At 59.7% G+C, this 15,380-nt stretch carries 17 protein-coding genes; 7 read left to right on the top strand and 10 right to left on the bottom strand.

What is annotated here, in order from left to right:
• Positions 1-23 precede the first annotated feature (23 nt).
• Positions 24-1,466, top strand: a complete 1,443-nt coding sequence (gene pyk / locus ACMGF9_RS09970) for a pyruvate kinase (protein ID WP_004932339.1) — start codon at positions 24-26, stop codon at positions 1,464-1,466.
• Between the two features lie 85 nt (positions 1,467-1,551).
• Positions 1,552-2,433: a leucine-rich repeat domain-containing protein gene (locus tag ACMGF9_RS09965; protein WP_015378126.1), complete on the top strand. Its 882-nt coding sequence runs from the start codon at positions 1,552-1,554 to the stop codon at positions 2,431-2,433.
• A 49-nt stretch (positions 2,434-2,482) separates the two neighbouring features.
• Here the strand turns inward: ACMGF9_RS09965 and lpxM are convergent, their stop codons facing one another.
• From lpxM to znuA, 3 genes are all read right to left on the bottom strand, one after another.
• Positions 2,483-3,451 (bottom strand): lauroyl-Kdo(2)-lipid IV(A) myristoyltransferase, encoded by a 969-nt coding sequence (lpxM, locus tag ACMGF9_RS09960; RefSeq protein WP_015378127.1) that lies wholly within the window; start codon positions 3,449-3,451, stop codon positions 2,483-2,485.
• A gap of 149 nt (positions 3,452-3,600) precedes the next feature.
• Positions 3,601-4,923: a murein DD-endopeptidase MepM gene (gene mepM / locus ACMGF9_RS09955; protein WP_004932347.1), complete on the bottom strand. Its 1,323-nt coding sequence runs from the start codon at positions 4,921-4,923 to the stop codon at positions 3,601-3,603.
• A 21-nt stretch (positions 4,924-4,944) separates the two neighbouring features.
• The gene (znuA, locus tag ACMGF9_RS09950; RefSeq protein ID WP_118892687.1) at positions 4,945-5,889 is read right to left on the bottom strand and encodes a zinc ABC transporter substrate-binding protein ZnuA; all 945 of its coding nucleotides are present in this window, start codon (positions 5,887-5,889) and stop codon (positions 4,945-4,947) included.
• 78 nt (positions 5,890-5,967) lie between these two features.
• Between znuA and znuC the strand changes: the two genes are divergently transcribed.
• Positions 5,968-6,726 (top strand): zinc ABC transporter ATP-binding protein ZnuC, encoded by a 759-nt coding sequence (gene znuC / locus ACMGF9_RS09945; RefSeq protein WP_021503875.1) that lies wholly within the window; start codon positions 5,968-5,970, stop codon positions 6,724-6,726.
• Positions 6,723-7,508: a zinc ABC transporter permease subunit ZnuB gene (gene znuB, locus ACMGF9_RS09940; RefSeq protein ID WP_021503876.1), complete on the top strand. Its 786-nt coding sequence runs from the start codon at positions 6,723-6,725 to the stop codon at positions 7,506-7,508. The genes znuC and znuB overlap by 4 nt, the downstream gene beginning before the upstream one ends.
• Positions 7,509-7,569: 61 nt before the next feature.
• Here the strand turns inward: znuB and ruvB are convergent, their stop codons facing one another.
• The 7 genes from ruvB to ACMGF9_RS09905 form a co-directional block, all read right to left on the bottom strand.
• On the bottom strand, positions 7,570-8,574 hold the full coding sequence (gene ruvB, locus ACMGF9_RS09935; RefSeq protein WP_004932364.1) for a Holliday junction branch migration DNA helicase RuvB: 1,005 nt from the start codon (positions 8,572-8,574) through the stop codon (positions 7,570-7,572).
• A 19-nt stretch (positions 8,575-8,593) separates the two neighbouring features.
• Positions 8,594-9,208 carry a Holliday junction branch migration protein RuvA gene (gene ruvA / locus ACMGF9_RS09930; protein ID WP_004932365.1) on the bottom strand — a complete coding sequence of 205 codons (615 nt, stop codon included), beginning with the start codon at positions 9,206-9,208 and terminating at the stop codon, positions 8,594-8,596.
• A 112-nt stretch (positions 9,209-9,320) separates the two neighbouring features.
• On the bottom strand, positions 9,321-9,842 hold the full coding sequence (gene ruvC / locus ACMGF9_RS09925) for a crossover junction endodeoxyribonuclease RuvC (protein ID WP_004932367.1): 522 nt from the start codon (positions 9,840-9,842) through the stop codon (positions 9,321-9,323).
• A gap of 57 nt (positions 9,843-9,899) precedes the next feature.
• Positions 9,900-10,643 (bottom strand): YebC/PmpR family DNA-binding transcriptional regulator, encoded by a 744-nt coding sequence (locus ACMGF9_RS09920; RefSeq protein WP_004932370.1) that lies wholly within the window; start codon positions 10,641-10,643, stop codon positions 9,900-9,902.
• 19 nt (positions 10,644-10,662) lie between these two features.
• Positions 10,663-11,109: a dihydroneopterin triphosphate diphosphatase gene (gene nudB / locus ACMGF9_RS09915; RefSeq protein WP_004932373.1), complete on the bottom strand. Its 447-nt coding sequence runs from the start codon at positions 11,107-11,109 to the stop codon at positions 10,663-10,665.
• Complete coding sequence (gene aspS, locus ACMGF9_RS09910; RefSeq protein WP_075684566.1) at positions 11,109-12,893, bottom strand: aspartate--tRNA ligase; 1,785 nt, start codon at positions 12,891-12,893, stop codon at positions 11,109-11,111. Before aspS ends, nudB begins: the two co-directional genes overlap by 1 nt.
• A 74-nt stretch (positions 12,894-12,967) precedes the next feature.
• Positions 12,968-13,159 carry an FmdB family zinc ribbon protein gene (locus tag ACMGF9_RS09905; RefSeq protein WP_033632845.1) on the bottom strand — a complete coding sequence of 64 codons (192 nt, stop codon included), beginning with the start codon at positions 13,157-13,159 and terminating at the stop codon, positions 12,968-12,970.
• A gap of 254 nt (positions 13,160-13,413) precedes the next feature.
• On the opposite strand from ACMGF9_RS09905, the gene ACMGF9_RS09900 reads away from it, so the two are divergent.
• From ACMGF9_RS09900 to ACMGF9_RS09890, 3 genes are all read left to right on the top strand, one after another.
• On the top strand, positions 13,414-13,992 hold the full coding sequence (locus ACMGF9_RS09900; protein ID WP_118892686.1) for a hydrolase: 579 nt from the start codon (positions 13,414-13,416) through the stop codon (positions 13,990-13,992).
• 53 nt (positions 13,993-14,045) lie between these two features.
• On the top strand, positions 14,046-14,861 hold the full coding sequence (locus tag ACMGF9_RS09895; protein WP_118892685.1) for a DUF72 domain-containing protein: 816 nt from the start codon (positions 14,046-14,048) through the stop codon (positions 14,859-14,861).
• 102 nt (positions 14,862-14,963) lie between these two features.
• Positions 14,964-15,359: an MAPEG family protein gene (locus tag ACMGF9_RS09890; protein WP_004932387.1), complete on the top strand. Its 396-nt coding sequence runs from the start codon at positions 14,964-14,966 to the stop codon at positions 15,357-15,359.
• Positions 15,360-15,380 lie beyond the last annotated feature (21 nt).

The raw sequence follows: 15,380 nt of genomic DNA, 5'->3' as shown, positions 1-15,380 counted from the left end.
TTCACCAGTCAACGGAGTAATACATGTCCAGACGGCTCAGAAGAACCAAAATCGTTACCACCCTGGGTCCGGCTACAGACCGCGACAATAATCTGGAAAAGATCATTGCCGCTGGCGCCAACGTAGTTCGGCTTAACTTCTCCCACGGCAGCCCGGAAGATCACCAGGCTCGCGCTGACAAAGTACGCGAAATTGCTGCCAAGCTGGGGCGTCACGTCGCTATCCTCGGCGATCTGCAAGGGCCGAAAATTCGCGTATCCACCTTCAAGGAAGGCAAAATCTTCCTCAACGTGGGCGATAAATTCCTGCTGGACGCCAACCTGTCAAAAGGCGAAGGCGATAAAGAAAAAGTCGGTATCGACTATAAAGGCCTGCCAGCCGATGTGGTGCCGGGCGACGTCCTGCTGCTCGATGACGGCCGCGTTCAGCTGAAAGTGCTCGAAGTTCAGGGCATGAAAGTGTTTACCGAAGTGACCGTCGGCGGCCCGCTGTCCAACAACAAGGGCATCAACAAACTCGGCGGTGGCCTGTCGGCCGAAGCCCTGACCGAAAAAGACAAGGCGGACATCGTGACCGCCGCCAAGATTGGCGTCGACTACCTGGCGGTCTCCTTCCCGCGTACCGGTGAAGACCTGAACTATGCCCGCCGCCTGGCGCGCGATGCCGGCTGCAACGCCAAGATCGTGTCCAAGGTTGAGCGCGCCGAAGCGGTGTGCACCGACGAAGCGATGGACGACATTATTCTGGCCTCCGACGTGGTGATGGTGGCCCGTGGCGACCTGGGCGTCGAAATCGGCGATCCGGAACTGGTCGGCATCCAGAAGAAACTGATCCGCCGCGCCCGCACCCTGAACCGCGCGGTGATCACCGCGACCCAGATGATGGAGTCGATGATCACCAACCCGATGCCGACCCGCGCCGAAGTCATGGACGTGGCCAACGCCGTGCTGGATGGCACCGACGCTGTCATGCTGTCGGCGGAAACCGCCGCTGGCCAATACCCGGCGGAAACCGTGGCGGCGATGGCGCGCGTTTGTCTGGGTGCCGAGAAGATCCCGAGCATCAACGTTTCCAAACACCGCCTGGACGTACAGTTCGACAACATCGAAGAGGCGATCGCCATGTCTTCGATGTATGCCGCCAACCACCTGAAAGGCGTCACCGCGCTGATCGCCATGACCGAATCCGGCCGCACTGCGCTGATGATGTCGCGCATCAGCTCCGGCCTGCCGATCTTCGCCATGTCGCGTCATGAGCACACGCTGAACCTGACCGCGCTGTATCGCGGCGTGACGCCGGTGTATTTCGACAGCCACAAAGACGGCGTGATCGCCGCCAATGAAGCCGTCAATCGCCTGCGCGACAAAGGCTTCCTGGTCTCCGGCGATCTGGTGATCGTCACCCAGGGCGACGTGATGGAAACCGTCGGCACCACCAATACCAGCCGTATCCTGCGCGTCGAGTAATCCACGCCGCAGACGACATGCCGGCCGGCTCACGTTGGCCGGCATTTTTTTTGCCCTGACACCGCCATAAACGACGGAGAACGCCATGCTCCACCAACGCAATCCAGCCTCGACCGGTGATGCGCTCGATCTCGATGGGCGCGGTCTGACGCAGCTCGACGAATCGCAGCTAACCGGCCACGCGCTGCGCAAAATCAGCCTGTACGACAATCTGCTGACGGCCTTCCCCGCCTCCATCTTGCAACACCGCAACCTGCAGGTGCTGAACATCTCCTGCAATCAGCTCGACCGCCTGCCGCCGGAGATTGGTCAGTTGCAACAGCTTGAGATGTTCGACTTCGGTCACAACCGCGCAAGCGAACTGCCTGAAACATTGGGGCAACTGCACCGGCTGAAATACCTCTACCTGAGCGATAACGGCTTTAGCGACCTGCCGCGTGCGCTGGCGCAACTGCAGCAGTTGGTTTACCTCAACGCGACCGATAACCAACTGACCGCCTTGCCGCAGGCAATACCGAGTCTGGCGGCATTGCAGGAGCTGCGTTTATACAACAATCGCATCGGCAACCTGCCCGGCGAAATCGGGCAGCTGCGCGCGCTGCGCGAGTTGCATATCATGAAAAATGCCCTGACCGCGCTGCCGGCGGAAATGGCTCTGCTCGGCGAGCTTGAAATACTCGATGCGGCCAACAATGCCATCACCGAACTGCCGGCATCCTTCTGCCGCCTGCCGCGATTGAGCGAGCTGAACCTGCGTTTTAATCAGCTGACGCGCCTGCCGGAAAATATCGGTGAGCTCACGGCGCTGAGAAGCCTGGATCTGCGCGCCAACCGCCTGAGCAATCTGCCGGAAAGCCTCGGTGAACTGAGCCGGCTGCGCAAGCTTGATCTGCGCTGGAATGATTTCACCCACACGCCTAAAATCGTCGACATCCTGCGGGCTCGCGGCTGTAGGGTGCACATCTGAAGAGACGCCGGCCGGGTTGTGGCCCTGCCGGCGTTAGCGGTAGAAAGGATTAACGATACAGATCGTCGCGCGAGTAAGGCTCAATCTCCCCTTCTTTGCGCGTCTTCAACAGTTTGAGGATCCAGGTGTACTGCTCCGGGTTCGGGCCCACCAGGTTTTCCACTTCTTCATTCATACGGCGGGCAATGCGCGGATCGTCCGCTTCGGCCAGATCGTCCATCGGCTCGCGAATATAGATATCCAGCATGCTGGTTTTGCCGTCGTACACCGGGAACAACGGCACGATCGCCGCACGGCATACCTTCATCAACCGCCCGACCGCCGGCAAGGTCGCCTTATAGGTGGCAAAGAAGTCGACAAACTCACTGTGCTCAGCGCCGTGGTCCTGATCGGGCAGATAATAACCCCAATACCCCTGGCGAACTGAACTGATAAACGGTTTGATGCCGTCATTGCGCGCGTGCATGCGGCCGCCGAATTTACGACGCACGGCGTTCCACAGGTAGTCGATCAGCTGATTGCGCTGGTTGTGGAACATCGCCGCCATCGGTTGGCCGCGCGCGGCCATCAACATCGCCGGCACATCCACCGCCCAGCCGTGAGGCACCAGGAAAATCACGTTACGCCCTTCCGCGCGGATCTTGTCCAACACCTCTTCGCCGTGCCAACGCACACGCTTGAGCACTTTTTCCGGTTTGGTGCAGGCCAGCTCAGCCATCAGCACCATCGACTGCGGCGCGCAGGCGAACATCTGGTCGATAATGTGCTCGCGTTCGCTTTCAGGCAACTCAGGCAAGCAATACAGCAGGTTGATGCGGGCACGACGGCGCGCGCCCTTCGCCAACTTGCCGGCCAGTTTGCCGACCGCACCCAGCACCGGATCGCGCAGGCGCGCAGGCACCAGCGAAATGCCGGCCATCAGACCGGTTCCCAACCACACGCCCCAGTAGCGCGGATATAAAAAGGCTTTTTGAAACTGCGGAATGAACTCTACGTTCGATTTCTTCTCGTTTTGCATGCACATGCTCTTGGCTTAGCGATTCGGCTAATCATAATTGCCAGCACCGATTTTGCAATTAACAACCGCGAACCGCCCAGATAAAACAGCATCGGCCCGCAATCAGGCCGATGAAATTAACGGCGCCGAAGCGCCGGAAAAAGGGGGCGTTAATCCAACTGCAGCTGAGGAACCACTTCCTTCACCTGCGCCAGATAATCGCTGCGGTCTTTGCCGCCCAGCCCTTCGGAACGCGGCAGTTTAGCCGTCAGCGGGTTCACCGCCTGTTGGCCGGTCCACAGTTCAAAGTGCAGATGCGGCCCGGTGGAACGGCCGGTGTTGCCGGAGAGCGCAATGCGATCGCCGCGTTTCACCTTTTGGCCTGGTTTCACCAGCAGTTTTTTCAGGTGCATATAGCGCGTGGTGTACTGACGACCGTGGCGGATCGCCACATAGTTACCCGCTGCGCCGCTGCGTTTGGCGATCACCACCTCACCGTCACCGACCGCCAGCACCGGCGTGCCGACCGGCATGGCGAAATCGACGCCCTTGTGCGGCGCCACGCGGCCGGTCACCGGGTTCACGCGGCGCGGGTTGAAGTTGGAGGAGATGCGGAACTGTTTCATGGTCGGGAAACGCATGAAGCCGCGCGCCAGGCCAGAGCCCTGGCGATCGTAGAATTTGCCGTCTTCGGCGCGGATCGCGTAGTAATCCTTGCCGCCGGTGCGCAAACGCACGCCCAACAGCTGGCTTTGTGATTTCTTGCCGTCGAAATGCTCACGCGACATCAGCACGGAGAACTGATCGCCTTTGCGCAGCTTGCGGAAATCGAGCTGCCACTGCAACGCCTTGATCACCGAGTTGATTTCGTTACGGCTCAGCCCGGCGTCGCCGGCGCTGCTGACGAAGCTGCCGTTGACCCGGCCGCTGATCACGTTGTTGCGCCATTCGCCCTGCTGCGCCTCTTTTGATTCCTTGAAGCTGTTGCCGACGCGATCGTAGGTGCGGGTTTCGCGGCGGGAAACCTCCCAGGTCAACTGCTGCAAATCGCCTGCGTCGTTCACGGTCCACGACAGCTGTTGGCCGATCTTCAGGTTACGCAGATCGCGGTTTTGCGAAGCCAGCAAGGTGACATCCGACATATCAATGCCGTACTGCGTCAGAATGCTGCCAAGGGTGTCGCCGGTGGAAACCACATATTCATGCACGCCATCATCGCCGGCATCCTTCTGGTCCAGCTCATCCTGCGGGATTTCGTCATCGGGGGTGGGTTGGTCGACATCTATCGGTTCACTGGCTTCAGGGAGCAATGACCGCATCTGGCTGGATTCTAACTCGACGCTCTTGGCGATGGGGTTGTGTTCTGGGTGGTAAACAAAAGGCCGCCAAACAGCGACGGCCAATGTGACGACTGTCAGCGACCCCAGCATGACGCGGTGGGGCCGTGGCAGGTTGTTATACGCCAGAGCGATAGTTCGGACTATCTGCTGCACTCGATATTATCCTCATAAGCTTTACTTCAGGCAGCTCACGTACTGGTTTGACAGCTGAGTCAGGAATTTCCCGTAGCTGTCCTTCTCCAGCGCGATGCCGGTGCCCAGCGGGTCCAGCGTTCCGGAACGCACTTTGGTACCCTTGGCGACGGCATTGATTACGGCCGGCCTGAATTGTGGCTCAGCAAAAACGCATACCGCTTTCTGCTCAACCAACTGTGTTCGAATTTGGTGTAGGCGCTGTGCTCCAGGCTGAATTTCGGGATTGACGGTGAAATGGCCCAGCGGACTCAAACCGTAGTGTTTTTCAAAGTAGCCGTAAGCATCATGAAAAACAAAATAACCCTTACCTTGCACAGGCGTAAGCATGTTACCAACATTTTTGTCAGTTTGCGTCAGCAGATTCTCGAACTGGCGCAGGTTTGCGTCTAATTTGTCCTTATTTTGCGGCATAAGTTCCAACAATCTGTCGTGAATCGCGATCGCGGTCACTTTTGCTATCTCCGGCGACAGCCAAACGTGCATATTGTACTCGCCGTGATGATGCCCATGATCGTCATCGGCATGGTTATGCGCTTCGCCTGCATGTTCATGATCGTCGTCCTCTTCGCCTTTCATCAGCAACGGCTTCACCGCCGGCAGTTCGCTGATAGCCAGCTTTCGCGTCGCCGAGATCGGCACCAGCGCCTTGGTCAGGAACGCTTCCATGTCCGGCCCGACCCACAACACCAGGTCAGCGGAACGCAAGCGCTGGATATCGGAAGGACGCAACGCAAAATCGTGCGGCGAAGCGCCGTCCGGCAGCAACACCTCAGTCGGCGTCACGCCGTCGGCGATGGCCGCAGCGATAAAGCCTAAGGGGCGAATCGATGTCACCACCGCAGCGGAAGCGCTGCTCAGCGGGCCGGCCATCAACAGTGCGCTGGCCAGCAGCGTGCGCTGCAGCCATTTATTTTTCTGTGCCATCATCAGTAATCCCATCGTTTTCATCAACAAGGCGTGATATTATAACATCCGCTTCGTTCTGCAACCTGTAATCTCGAGATGTCTACACTGATAACGCTAAAAAATATCTCCGTCGCCTTCGGCAGCCGCAAGGTGCTGTCGAACATTTCCCTCAGCCTGCAGCCCGGCCGTATTCTCACGCTGCTTGGCCCGAACGGCGCGGGCAAATCCACACTGGTACGCGTGGTGCTGGGATTGGTCAAACCAACCGCCGGCACGCTGGAGCGGGAGCCCGGCCTGCGCATCGGCTACGTGCCGCAAAAACTCCACCTCGACGCCACCCTGCCGCTGACCGTTAGCCGCTTTATGCGTCTTAAACCCGGCGTAAAGAAAGCCGACATTCTGCCGGCGCTCAAGCGCGTGCACGCCGCCCACCTGCTCGACCAGCCGATGCAAAAGCTCTCCGGCGGCGAGAACCAACGCGTACTGCTGGCGCGAGCGCTGCTGAATAAACCGCAGCTGCTGGTGCTGGACGAACCCACGCAAGGGGTGGACGTCAACGGCCAACTGGCGCTGTACGACCTGATCGATCAGCTGCGCAAGGAGCTGGGCTGCGCCGTACTGATGGTCTCGCACGATCTGCATCTGGTGATGGCGAAAACCGACGAGGTGTTGTGCCTCAATCAGCATATCTGCTGCTCCGGCGCGCCGGAGGTGGTCTCGATGCATCCCGAATTCATCGCCATGTTCGGCAACCGCGGCGCAGAGCAGCTGGCGGTGTATCGCCACCATCACAACCATCGCCACGACCTGCAGGGAAGAATTGTCTTGAAGAAAACCGGGAGCCACGAAGCATGATCGAATTGTTACTTCCCGGCTGGCTGGCCGGGGTGTTGCTGGCTAGCGCCGCCGGGCCGCTGGGCTCCTTTGTGGTTTGGCGCCGCATGTCCTACTTCGGCGACACCCTGGCGCACGCCTCGCTGCTCGGCGTCGCCTTTGGTCTGCTGCTGGACATCAATCCTTTCTATGCGGTGATCGCCATTACGTTGCTGCTGGCCCTGGCCCTGGTGTGGCTGGAACGCCGCCCGCAGCTTTCGGTAGATACCCTGCTCGGCATTCTGGCCCACAGCGCCCTGTCGCTGGGTCTGGTGGTGGTGGCGCTGATGTCCAACGTGCGGGTCGATCTGATGGCCTACCTGTTCGGCGATCTGCTTTCGGTCACGCTGAGCGACATCGTGATGATCGCCGGCGGCGTCGCCGTGGTGCTGTTGGTGCTGTGGTGGCAATGGCGCGATCTGCTGTCGATGACCATCAGCCCGGAGCTGGCGCACGTCGACGGCGTCAATTTGGCGCGGGCGCGTACCGTGCTGATGCTGGTCACCGCGTTGACCATCGGCCTGGCGATGAAATTCGTCGGCGCGCTGATCATCACCTCGCTGCTGATCATTCCGGCGGCCACCGCTCGCCGCTTCGCGCGCACGCCGGAGCAGATGGCGGGTGTCGCGGTACTGCTCGGCATGGTGGCGGTTACCGGCGGCCTGGCCTTCTCGGCATTTTACGATACGCCGGCCGGCCCTTCGGTGGTGCTCAGCGCTGCCGTGCTGTTCACGCTGAGCCTGTTCAAAAAACAACAGGCTTGATTAAAGCCGGGATATGACAAGGGCCGCATCTGCGGCCCTTTTTTACTGGCGGATTAAAAATTTACTCTTCGCGTTCGAGACCAAAGTGCCGGTAGGCGTGCTGCGTCGCCAGACGGCCGCGCGGCGTGCGCTGGATAAAGCCCTGCTGGATCAGAAACGGTTCAATCACGTCTTCGATGGTTTCGCGCTCTTCACCGATCGCCGCCGCCAGGTTATCCAACCCGACCGGGCCACCGGTAAACTTGTCGATAATCGCCAACAGCAGTTTGCGATCCATATAGTCGAAGCCTTCGGCATCGACGTTGAGCATATCAAGCGCCTGCGCCGCCACTGAACCGCTGATCACGCCGTTGGCGCGCACTTCAGCGAAATCGCGCACCCGGCGCAACAGGCGGTTGGCGATACGCGGCGTGCCGCGCGCGCGGCGGGCCACTTCATGGGCGCCCTCGTCGGACAGCTCCAGCCCCAGGCACCCGGCGCTGCGCGAGACGATGTGCTGCAGATCCGCCACCTGATAAAACTCCAGCCGCTGGACAATGCCGAAGCGATCGCGCAGCGGCGAGGTCAGCGAACCGGCGCGGGTGGTGGCGCCCACCAAGGTAAACGGCGGCAGATCGAGCTTAATCGAACGCGCCGCCGGCCCTTCGCCGATCATGATATCCAGCTGGTAGTCTTCCATCGCCGGATACAATACTTCTTCCACCACCGGTGACAAACGGTGAATTTCGTCGATGAACAACACGTCGTGCGGTTCGAGGTTGGTCAGCATCGCCGCCAAATCGCCCGCCTTCTCTAACACCGGGCCGGAAGTGGTGCGCAAATTTACGCCCATTTCGTTGGCCACGATGTTGGCCAGGGTGGTTTTCCCCAGCCCCGGCGGGCCGAAGATCAATAAATGGTCGAGCGCGTCGCCGCGCTGCTTGGCCGCCTGGATGAAGATCTCCATCTGCTCGCGCACGTGCGGCTGGCCGACGTATTCAGTCAGCAGCTTGGGACGAATGGCGCGATCGAGGATCTCCTCTTCGTTGATCGGTTCGGCGGAAATCAGGCGATCGGCTTCAATCATTATCTACCCCTTTTCGGCCTTACAGGGCGGCGCGCAGCGCGTCGCGGATCAGGGTTTCGCAGTCGGCGCCCGGCTTGGCAATCTTGCTGACCATGCGGCTGGCTTCCTGCGGCTTATAGCCCAGCGCCACCAGCGCCGAGACGGCTTCGGCTTCCGCGTCCGCTTCCGGCGTTTTGTCGGCGGCGGCCGGCAGGCTGATCTCGCTGCTGTTGTTGAACAGATCGCCGTTCAGCCCTTTGAAGCGATCTTTCATCTCGACCACCAGGCGCTCGGCAGTTTTCTTGCCCACGCCCGGCAGCTTGACCAGTGCGGTGATCTCTTCGCGCTCCACCGCGCTGACGAACTGCTGCGCGGACATGCCCGACAGGATGGCGAGCGCCAGTTTCGGCCCGACGCCGTTGACCTTAATCAGCTCGCGGAACAGCGCGCGCTCCTGCTTGTCGTTGAAACCGTACAGCAGCTGCGCGTCTTCACGCACCACGAAGTGGGTAAACACGATGGCCTCTTGCCCCAGTTCCGGCAGCTCGTAAAAGCAGGTCATCGGCATGTGCACTTCATAACCCACGCCGTTCGCCTCCAGTAACACCAGCGGCGGCTGCTTTTCCAGAATATTTCCTCTGAGACGACCTATCATTTACCCTCCTGCAGAATTACCGGGCATGGCGCCCTGCCATGCCGTTGCTGGTAAAGCTTATAACATAAAAAAGGCTGGATGAATATCCAGCCTGAGCAATCATCGTTTCGCGTCAGCGCAAACGCCCGCGCGCCAGGTTCAGCCGCCCTTCGCTCATTCGCAGCACGTTCTGGCTGAGGTGGCAGTGGGTGATGGCGATGGCCAGAGCATCCGCGGCATCCGCCTGCGGGTTGGCCGAGAGTTTGAGCAGCGAGCGCACCATGTGCTGTACCTGCGCCTTTTCGGCCGCGCCGGTGCCGACCACGGTTTGTTTGACCTGCCGCGCCGCGTACTCGAACACTTCCAGGTTCTGATTCACCGCCGCCACGATCGCGACGCCGCGCGCCTGGCCGAGCTTGAGCGCCGAATCCGGGTTCTTGGCCATAAACACCTGTTCGATGGCGAAGAAATCGGGCTGAAACTGGGTGATGATCTCGCTGACGCCGGCGTAAATCAGCTTCAGCCGCGTCGGCATGTCGTCCACCACCGTGCGGATGCAGCCGCTGGCGATATAGCTCAACTGGCGCCCCTGCTGGCGGATAAGGCCATAGCCGGTGACGCGCGAGCCGGGATCGATACCGAGTATGATCGCCATATCTACATCCACCTTGCATGCACGGCGCCGCCGAACGGCGGCGCCCGTTTTACCGGATTACAGCGTCGCCGCCACTTCGTCGGAGATTTCACCGTTATGGTAAACTTCCTGCACGTCGTCGCAGTCTTCCAGCATATCGATCAGGCGCAACAGCTTAGGCGCGGTTTCCGCGTCCATGTCGGCCTTGGTCGATGGGATCATCGACACTTCCGCCGCTTCGGCTTCGAAGCCCGCCGCGGTCAGCGCGTCTTTCACCGCGCCCAGGCTTTCCCAGGCGGTGAACACGTCGATGGCGCCATCGTCATAGGTCACGATGTCTTCCGCACCGGCTTCCAACGCCGCTTCCATTACGCTGTCTTCATCCAGGCCCGGTGCGTAGGTGATCACGCCCTTCTTGGTGAACAGATAAGCCACGGAACCGTCGGTGCCGAGGTTGCCGCCGCATTTGGTAAAGGCGTGGCGCACTTCCGCCACGGTGCGGTTGCGGTTGTCGCTCAGGCATTCGATCATGACGGCGGTGCCGCCAGGGCCGTAGCCTTCATAGATGATGGTTTCCATATTGGTATCATCATCGCCGCCCACGCCGCGCGCGATTGCACGATTCATGGTGTCGCGCGTCATGTTGTTCGACAGCGCCTTGTCCATCGCCGCGCGCAGACGCGGGTTGGAATCCGGATCGCCGCCGCCCAGCTTGGCGGCCGTGACCAGCTCACGAATAATCTTGGTGAAAATTTTACCGCGCTTGGCGTCCTGCGCCGCTTTACGGTGCTTTGTGTTGGCCCACTTACTATGACCTGCCATAAAAAATCTCCGAAAAAAACTACTGGACTGAATTGATCACGAACTCTTCAATCGCCTGCTGATTGCTCCACGACTTGGTCAACTTCACGGCCTCGGCCGCCTCAAGCCATTGGTAAGCGTGATGCTCGGTAATCACCGGATCGCGCTCCTCGGGCAACGCCAGACAGAACCAGTGCTCTTTATTGCGCGTGGTTCCCGGCGCATAGCGATGTCGCAAATGGACAAAGAGTTCAAACTCCACGCAGCGCTGGCAATCGAACAACGGCAGGTGCTCTGCTTCGATATCGATGCCCACTTCTTCCATGACCTCACGCCGCGCGGCATGCGGCGGCGACTCATCCTGTTCCAGGCTGCCGGTGACCGACTGCCAGAACTCGGTATCGTCGCGCCGCTGTAACATCAGCACCCGACCACTGGATTTCGCGTAAATCACTACCAGGATAGATTCAGGGCGCTTGTAACTCATCACTCGCTCTCTTGTTCCGCACCGGCTTTCTTTACCACGCTGATCGCCAGCTCCTGCAGCGCCGCCGGGTTGGCGAAGCTCGGTGCATCGGTCATCAGACAGGCCGCCGCGGTGGTTTTCGGGAAGGCGATAACGTCGCGGATGTTGTCGGTGCCGGTCAGCAGCATCACCAGACGGTCCAGGCCGAAAGCCAGGCCGGCGTGCGGCGGCGTGCCGTACTTCAGCGCGTCCAGCAGGAAGCCGAACTTCTCGCGCTGTTCGTGTTCGTCGATGCCCAGAATGCTGAATACCGTCTGCTGCATTTCGCTGCGGTGAATACGCACCGAACCGCCGCCCACTTCGTAACCGTTGATCACCATGTCATAGGCGTTGGCGATGGCGTTGACCGGCGCGGCGGCCAGCTCTTCCGGGCTCATGTCGCGCGGCGAGGTGAACGGGTGGTGCATCGCCGCCAGGCCGCCCTCTTCGTCTTCTTCGAACATCGGGAAGTCGACCACCCACAGCGGCGCCCAGCTGTCGAGTTGGGTCAGCCCCAGATCGCGGCCCAGCTTCAGGCGCAGCGCGCCCATCGCATCGGTGACAATCTTGAAACTGTCTGCGCCGAAGAACAGGATGTCGCCGGTCTGCGCATCGGTGCGCGCCAGGACGGCTTCCAGCACTTCCGCGCTGAGGAATTTGGCGATCGGGCTCTGCACGCCTTCCATGCCGGCGGCGCGGTCGTTGACCTTCAGCCAGGCCAGGCCTTTAGCGCCGTAGATGTTGACGAAAGCGCCGTACTCGTCGATCTGCTTGCGGGTCAGCTGTGCGCCGCCCGGTACGCGGATCGCCGCCACGCGGCCTTTGGCGTCATTGGCCGGGCCGGAGAACACTTTGAACTCGACGTCCTTGACCAGGTCGGCCACGTCCACCAGCTCCAGCGGGTTACGCAGGTCCGGCTTGTCGGAACCAAAGCGACGCATCGCTTCGGCGAAGGTCATGACCGGGAAATCGCCCAGATCCACGCCCTTCACGTCCAGCCACAGTTCGCGCGCCAGCTTCTCCATCACTTCACGCACCTGCTCGGCGGTCATGAAGGAGGTTTCGACGTCGATTTGAGTAAATTCAGGCTGACGGTCCGCACGCAGGTCTTCGTCACGGAAGCATTTGACGATCTGATAGTAACGATCGAAGCCGGACATCATCAGCAGCTGTTTAAACAGCTGCGGAGACTGCGGCAGCGCGTAGAATTTGCCCTTGTGCACGCGGCTCGGCACCAGATAATCGCGGGCGCCTTCCGGCGTCGCTTTGGTCAGCATCGGCGTTTCGATGTCGAGGAAACCGTGGCTGTCCATAAAGCGACGTACGAAGCTGGTGATTTTGGCGCGGGTCTTCAGACGCTCGGCCATTTCCGGGCGACGCAGATCGAGGTAACGGTATTTCAGGCGCGCTTCTTCGCTGTTGACCTGGTTGGAGTCCAGCGGCAGCGGCTCGGAGCGGTTGATGATCTCGAGCGCGTGGGCGAACACTTCCACTTCGCCGGTGGCCATATCTTTATTGATCTGGCTGTCCGGACGCGCACGCACGGTGCCGACGATCTGGATGCAAAATTCATTGCGCAGGTCATAGGCCTTGTCGAACGCCACTTTCTCGTCCGGGTCGAAGAACACCTGCACGATGCCTTCACGGTCGCGCATATCAATAAAGATCAGGCCGCCCAGATCGCGACGACGATTGACCCAACCACACAGAGTGACTTCCTGGCCCACGTGGGACAGATTCAACTGCCCGCAATATTCAGTACGCATACGCTATCCTTTTACACAGCCGATGCCGCGCCGGGCTACTGCGCCCCTGTCGCGCGGCTGTTATCTGATAAATTCTACTTGTTGCCCGGTTTAAAATCCGTCGCATACCAGCCGGTGCCCTTAAGCTGGAAACCGGAGGATGAGATCAACTTGGTCAACGCGGGCTGCCCACACGCCGGGCAGTCTGCCAGCGGCGCATCGGAAAATTTTTGCAATTTTTCTAACCGATGGTTGCAAGCACCACATGCATATTCATAAATCGGCATAGGTCGTTGGATTAAAGAGTGTTGAAAAAAGGGAGTCATTATAAAGGAAATTCATCCGCCCGATAAGTGCGAACACAGCATTGTTACTGCACTAAATGGCGCGTTTTTGTCCGAATCAACACATCGATTAACAAATTTCCCATTAACCTGCGACAGTTTTTTCACGTAGCCTGATTCTCCCCCGGTTCTGCGCCGTATGTTGTTCGCCCGGCGCGCCGAACAGTTTTTATCCACTTCGCAACGAGATGAAATCCATGTTGAAACTTGACGCCCAAACCACCGCTCTGGTGCTGATCGATTTGCAAAACGGCATTCTGCCTTACGCCGGCGGCCCGCACAGCGCCGGCCAGGTGGTGGCGAACGCCGCCCTGCTGGCCGCCCGTTTTCGTATGCTGGGCGCGACGGTGCTGTTGGTGCGCGTCGGTTGGTCAGACTCCTTCGCCGAAGCGCTGAAACAACCGGTGGATAAACCGGCTCCCGCGCCCGCCGGCGGTTTGCCGGCCAGCTGGTGGGAATTCCCCGCGCCGCTGGCGGTCTGCGACAACGATATTCTGATCACCAAACGCCAATGGGGCGCCTTCTACGGCACCGATCTGGACTTGCAGCTGCGCCGCCGCGGCATCAAGTCCGTGGTGCTGGGCGGCATATCCACCAATATCGGCGTGGAATCCACCGCCCGCGCCGCCTGGGAGCACGGCTATGAGCTGGTGATCGCCGAAGACGTCTGCAGCGCGCAGAACGCGGAAATGCACCGTTTCGCGTTCGAACACATCTTCCCGCGTTTGGCGCGGGTGCGCGACACCGGCGAAATTCTTGCCGCGCTCGAGCGGTAACGTTAAGTTGTAGCCTGATAAGCCAAGCACAAGTAAAGGAAGACGACGCCGTGATCTACATCGGACTGCCGCAGTGGCAACATTCAGCCTGGAATCGTATCGGGCTGCGTGATTTGGCGGATTACAGCCGCTACTTCAACTGCGTGGAAGGCAACACCACCTTCTACGCGCTGCCGAAACTGGAAATCGTGCAGCGCTGGCGCGACATGACCGGCGACGATTTTCGCTTCTGCTTCAAATTCCCGTCGGACATCAGCCACAAGGCCGCCCTGCGCAACTGCGCCGCCGAGCTAGAGGCGTTTTACCACTGCCTGAGCCCGGTGCATCAGCGCATCGGCCAGTTGTGGCTGCAGCTGCCCGCCGCCTTCGGCCCCGATGAGCTGCCGCGCATGTGGCAGTTCTTCGAAAGCCTGCCGCAGGAGTTCACCTACGGCGTAGAAGTGCGTCATCCGGCGTTTTTCGCCAAGGGTGAGGAAGAGCGCGCGTTGAATCAGGGGCTACACCAGCGCGGCATCAATCGGGTGATCCTCGACAGCCGCCCGGTGCATCACGCCGCCCCCAATACCGCCGCCGTGCGCGATGCCCAGCAGAAAAAACCGAAGCTGCCGGTACACGCTCTGGTCACCGCCGACCAACCGTTGGTGCGCTTTATCGGCGGTGACCAACTGGCCGATAACCTGCGCTGGTTCGAAGCCTGGCAACAAAAACTGCCGCTGTGGCAGCAACAGCATCAGCCCTATCTGTTTATTCATACGCCGGACAACGGCGATTCGCCCCAGCAGGCGCAAAAAATTTGGCAGCAGTTGCGTCTGGCGATCCCTGATTTGCCTGCGCCGCCAGACTGGCCAGAACAAGATGCACTGTTTTGACCTATTAATCTGACCAATAACATCAAATATTTCCCCGCGACAGTGAATACAATGACGGCTATGATGCTGGCTGCCAGTTTTGGTTAGGGAACGGAGTTAAAAATGGTAAGCGCGCTTTATGTGGTGCTCGGCGCATTGTTGTTGATCAAACTCTCTTATGACGTAGTCAGGTTAAGGATGCAGTACCGCGTAGCCTACGGCGACGGCGGTTTCTACGAATTGCAGACCGCCATCCGCGTGCATGGCAATGCCGTTGAATACATTCCTATCGCTGCCGTATTGCTGGTGATCATGGAAATGAACGGCGCGGAAATCTGGATGATTCACCTCTGCGGCCTGATGCTGATGGCCGGGCGGCTGGTGCATTACTACGGTTTACGCAACCGCGAGGTTCGCTGGCGCCGTTCAGGCATGGCCGCGACCTATATCTCTTTGTTGTTGATGGTTCTGGCAAATATCTTCTATCTGCCTTGGGATCTGATTTTCAGCCTGCACTGATCCCGTTTTATCATCAGGCGG

The sequence above is a fragment of the Serratia sp. BNK-23 genome (assembly GCF_047456145.1).
Taxonomy (GTDB): Bacteria; Pseudomonadota; Gammaproteobacteria; order Enterobacterales; family Enterobacteriaceae; genus Serratia; species Serratia nematodiphila.
This window is presented reverse-complemented; position numbering and strand designations above follow the sequence as displayed.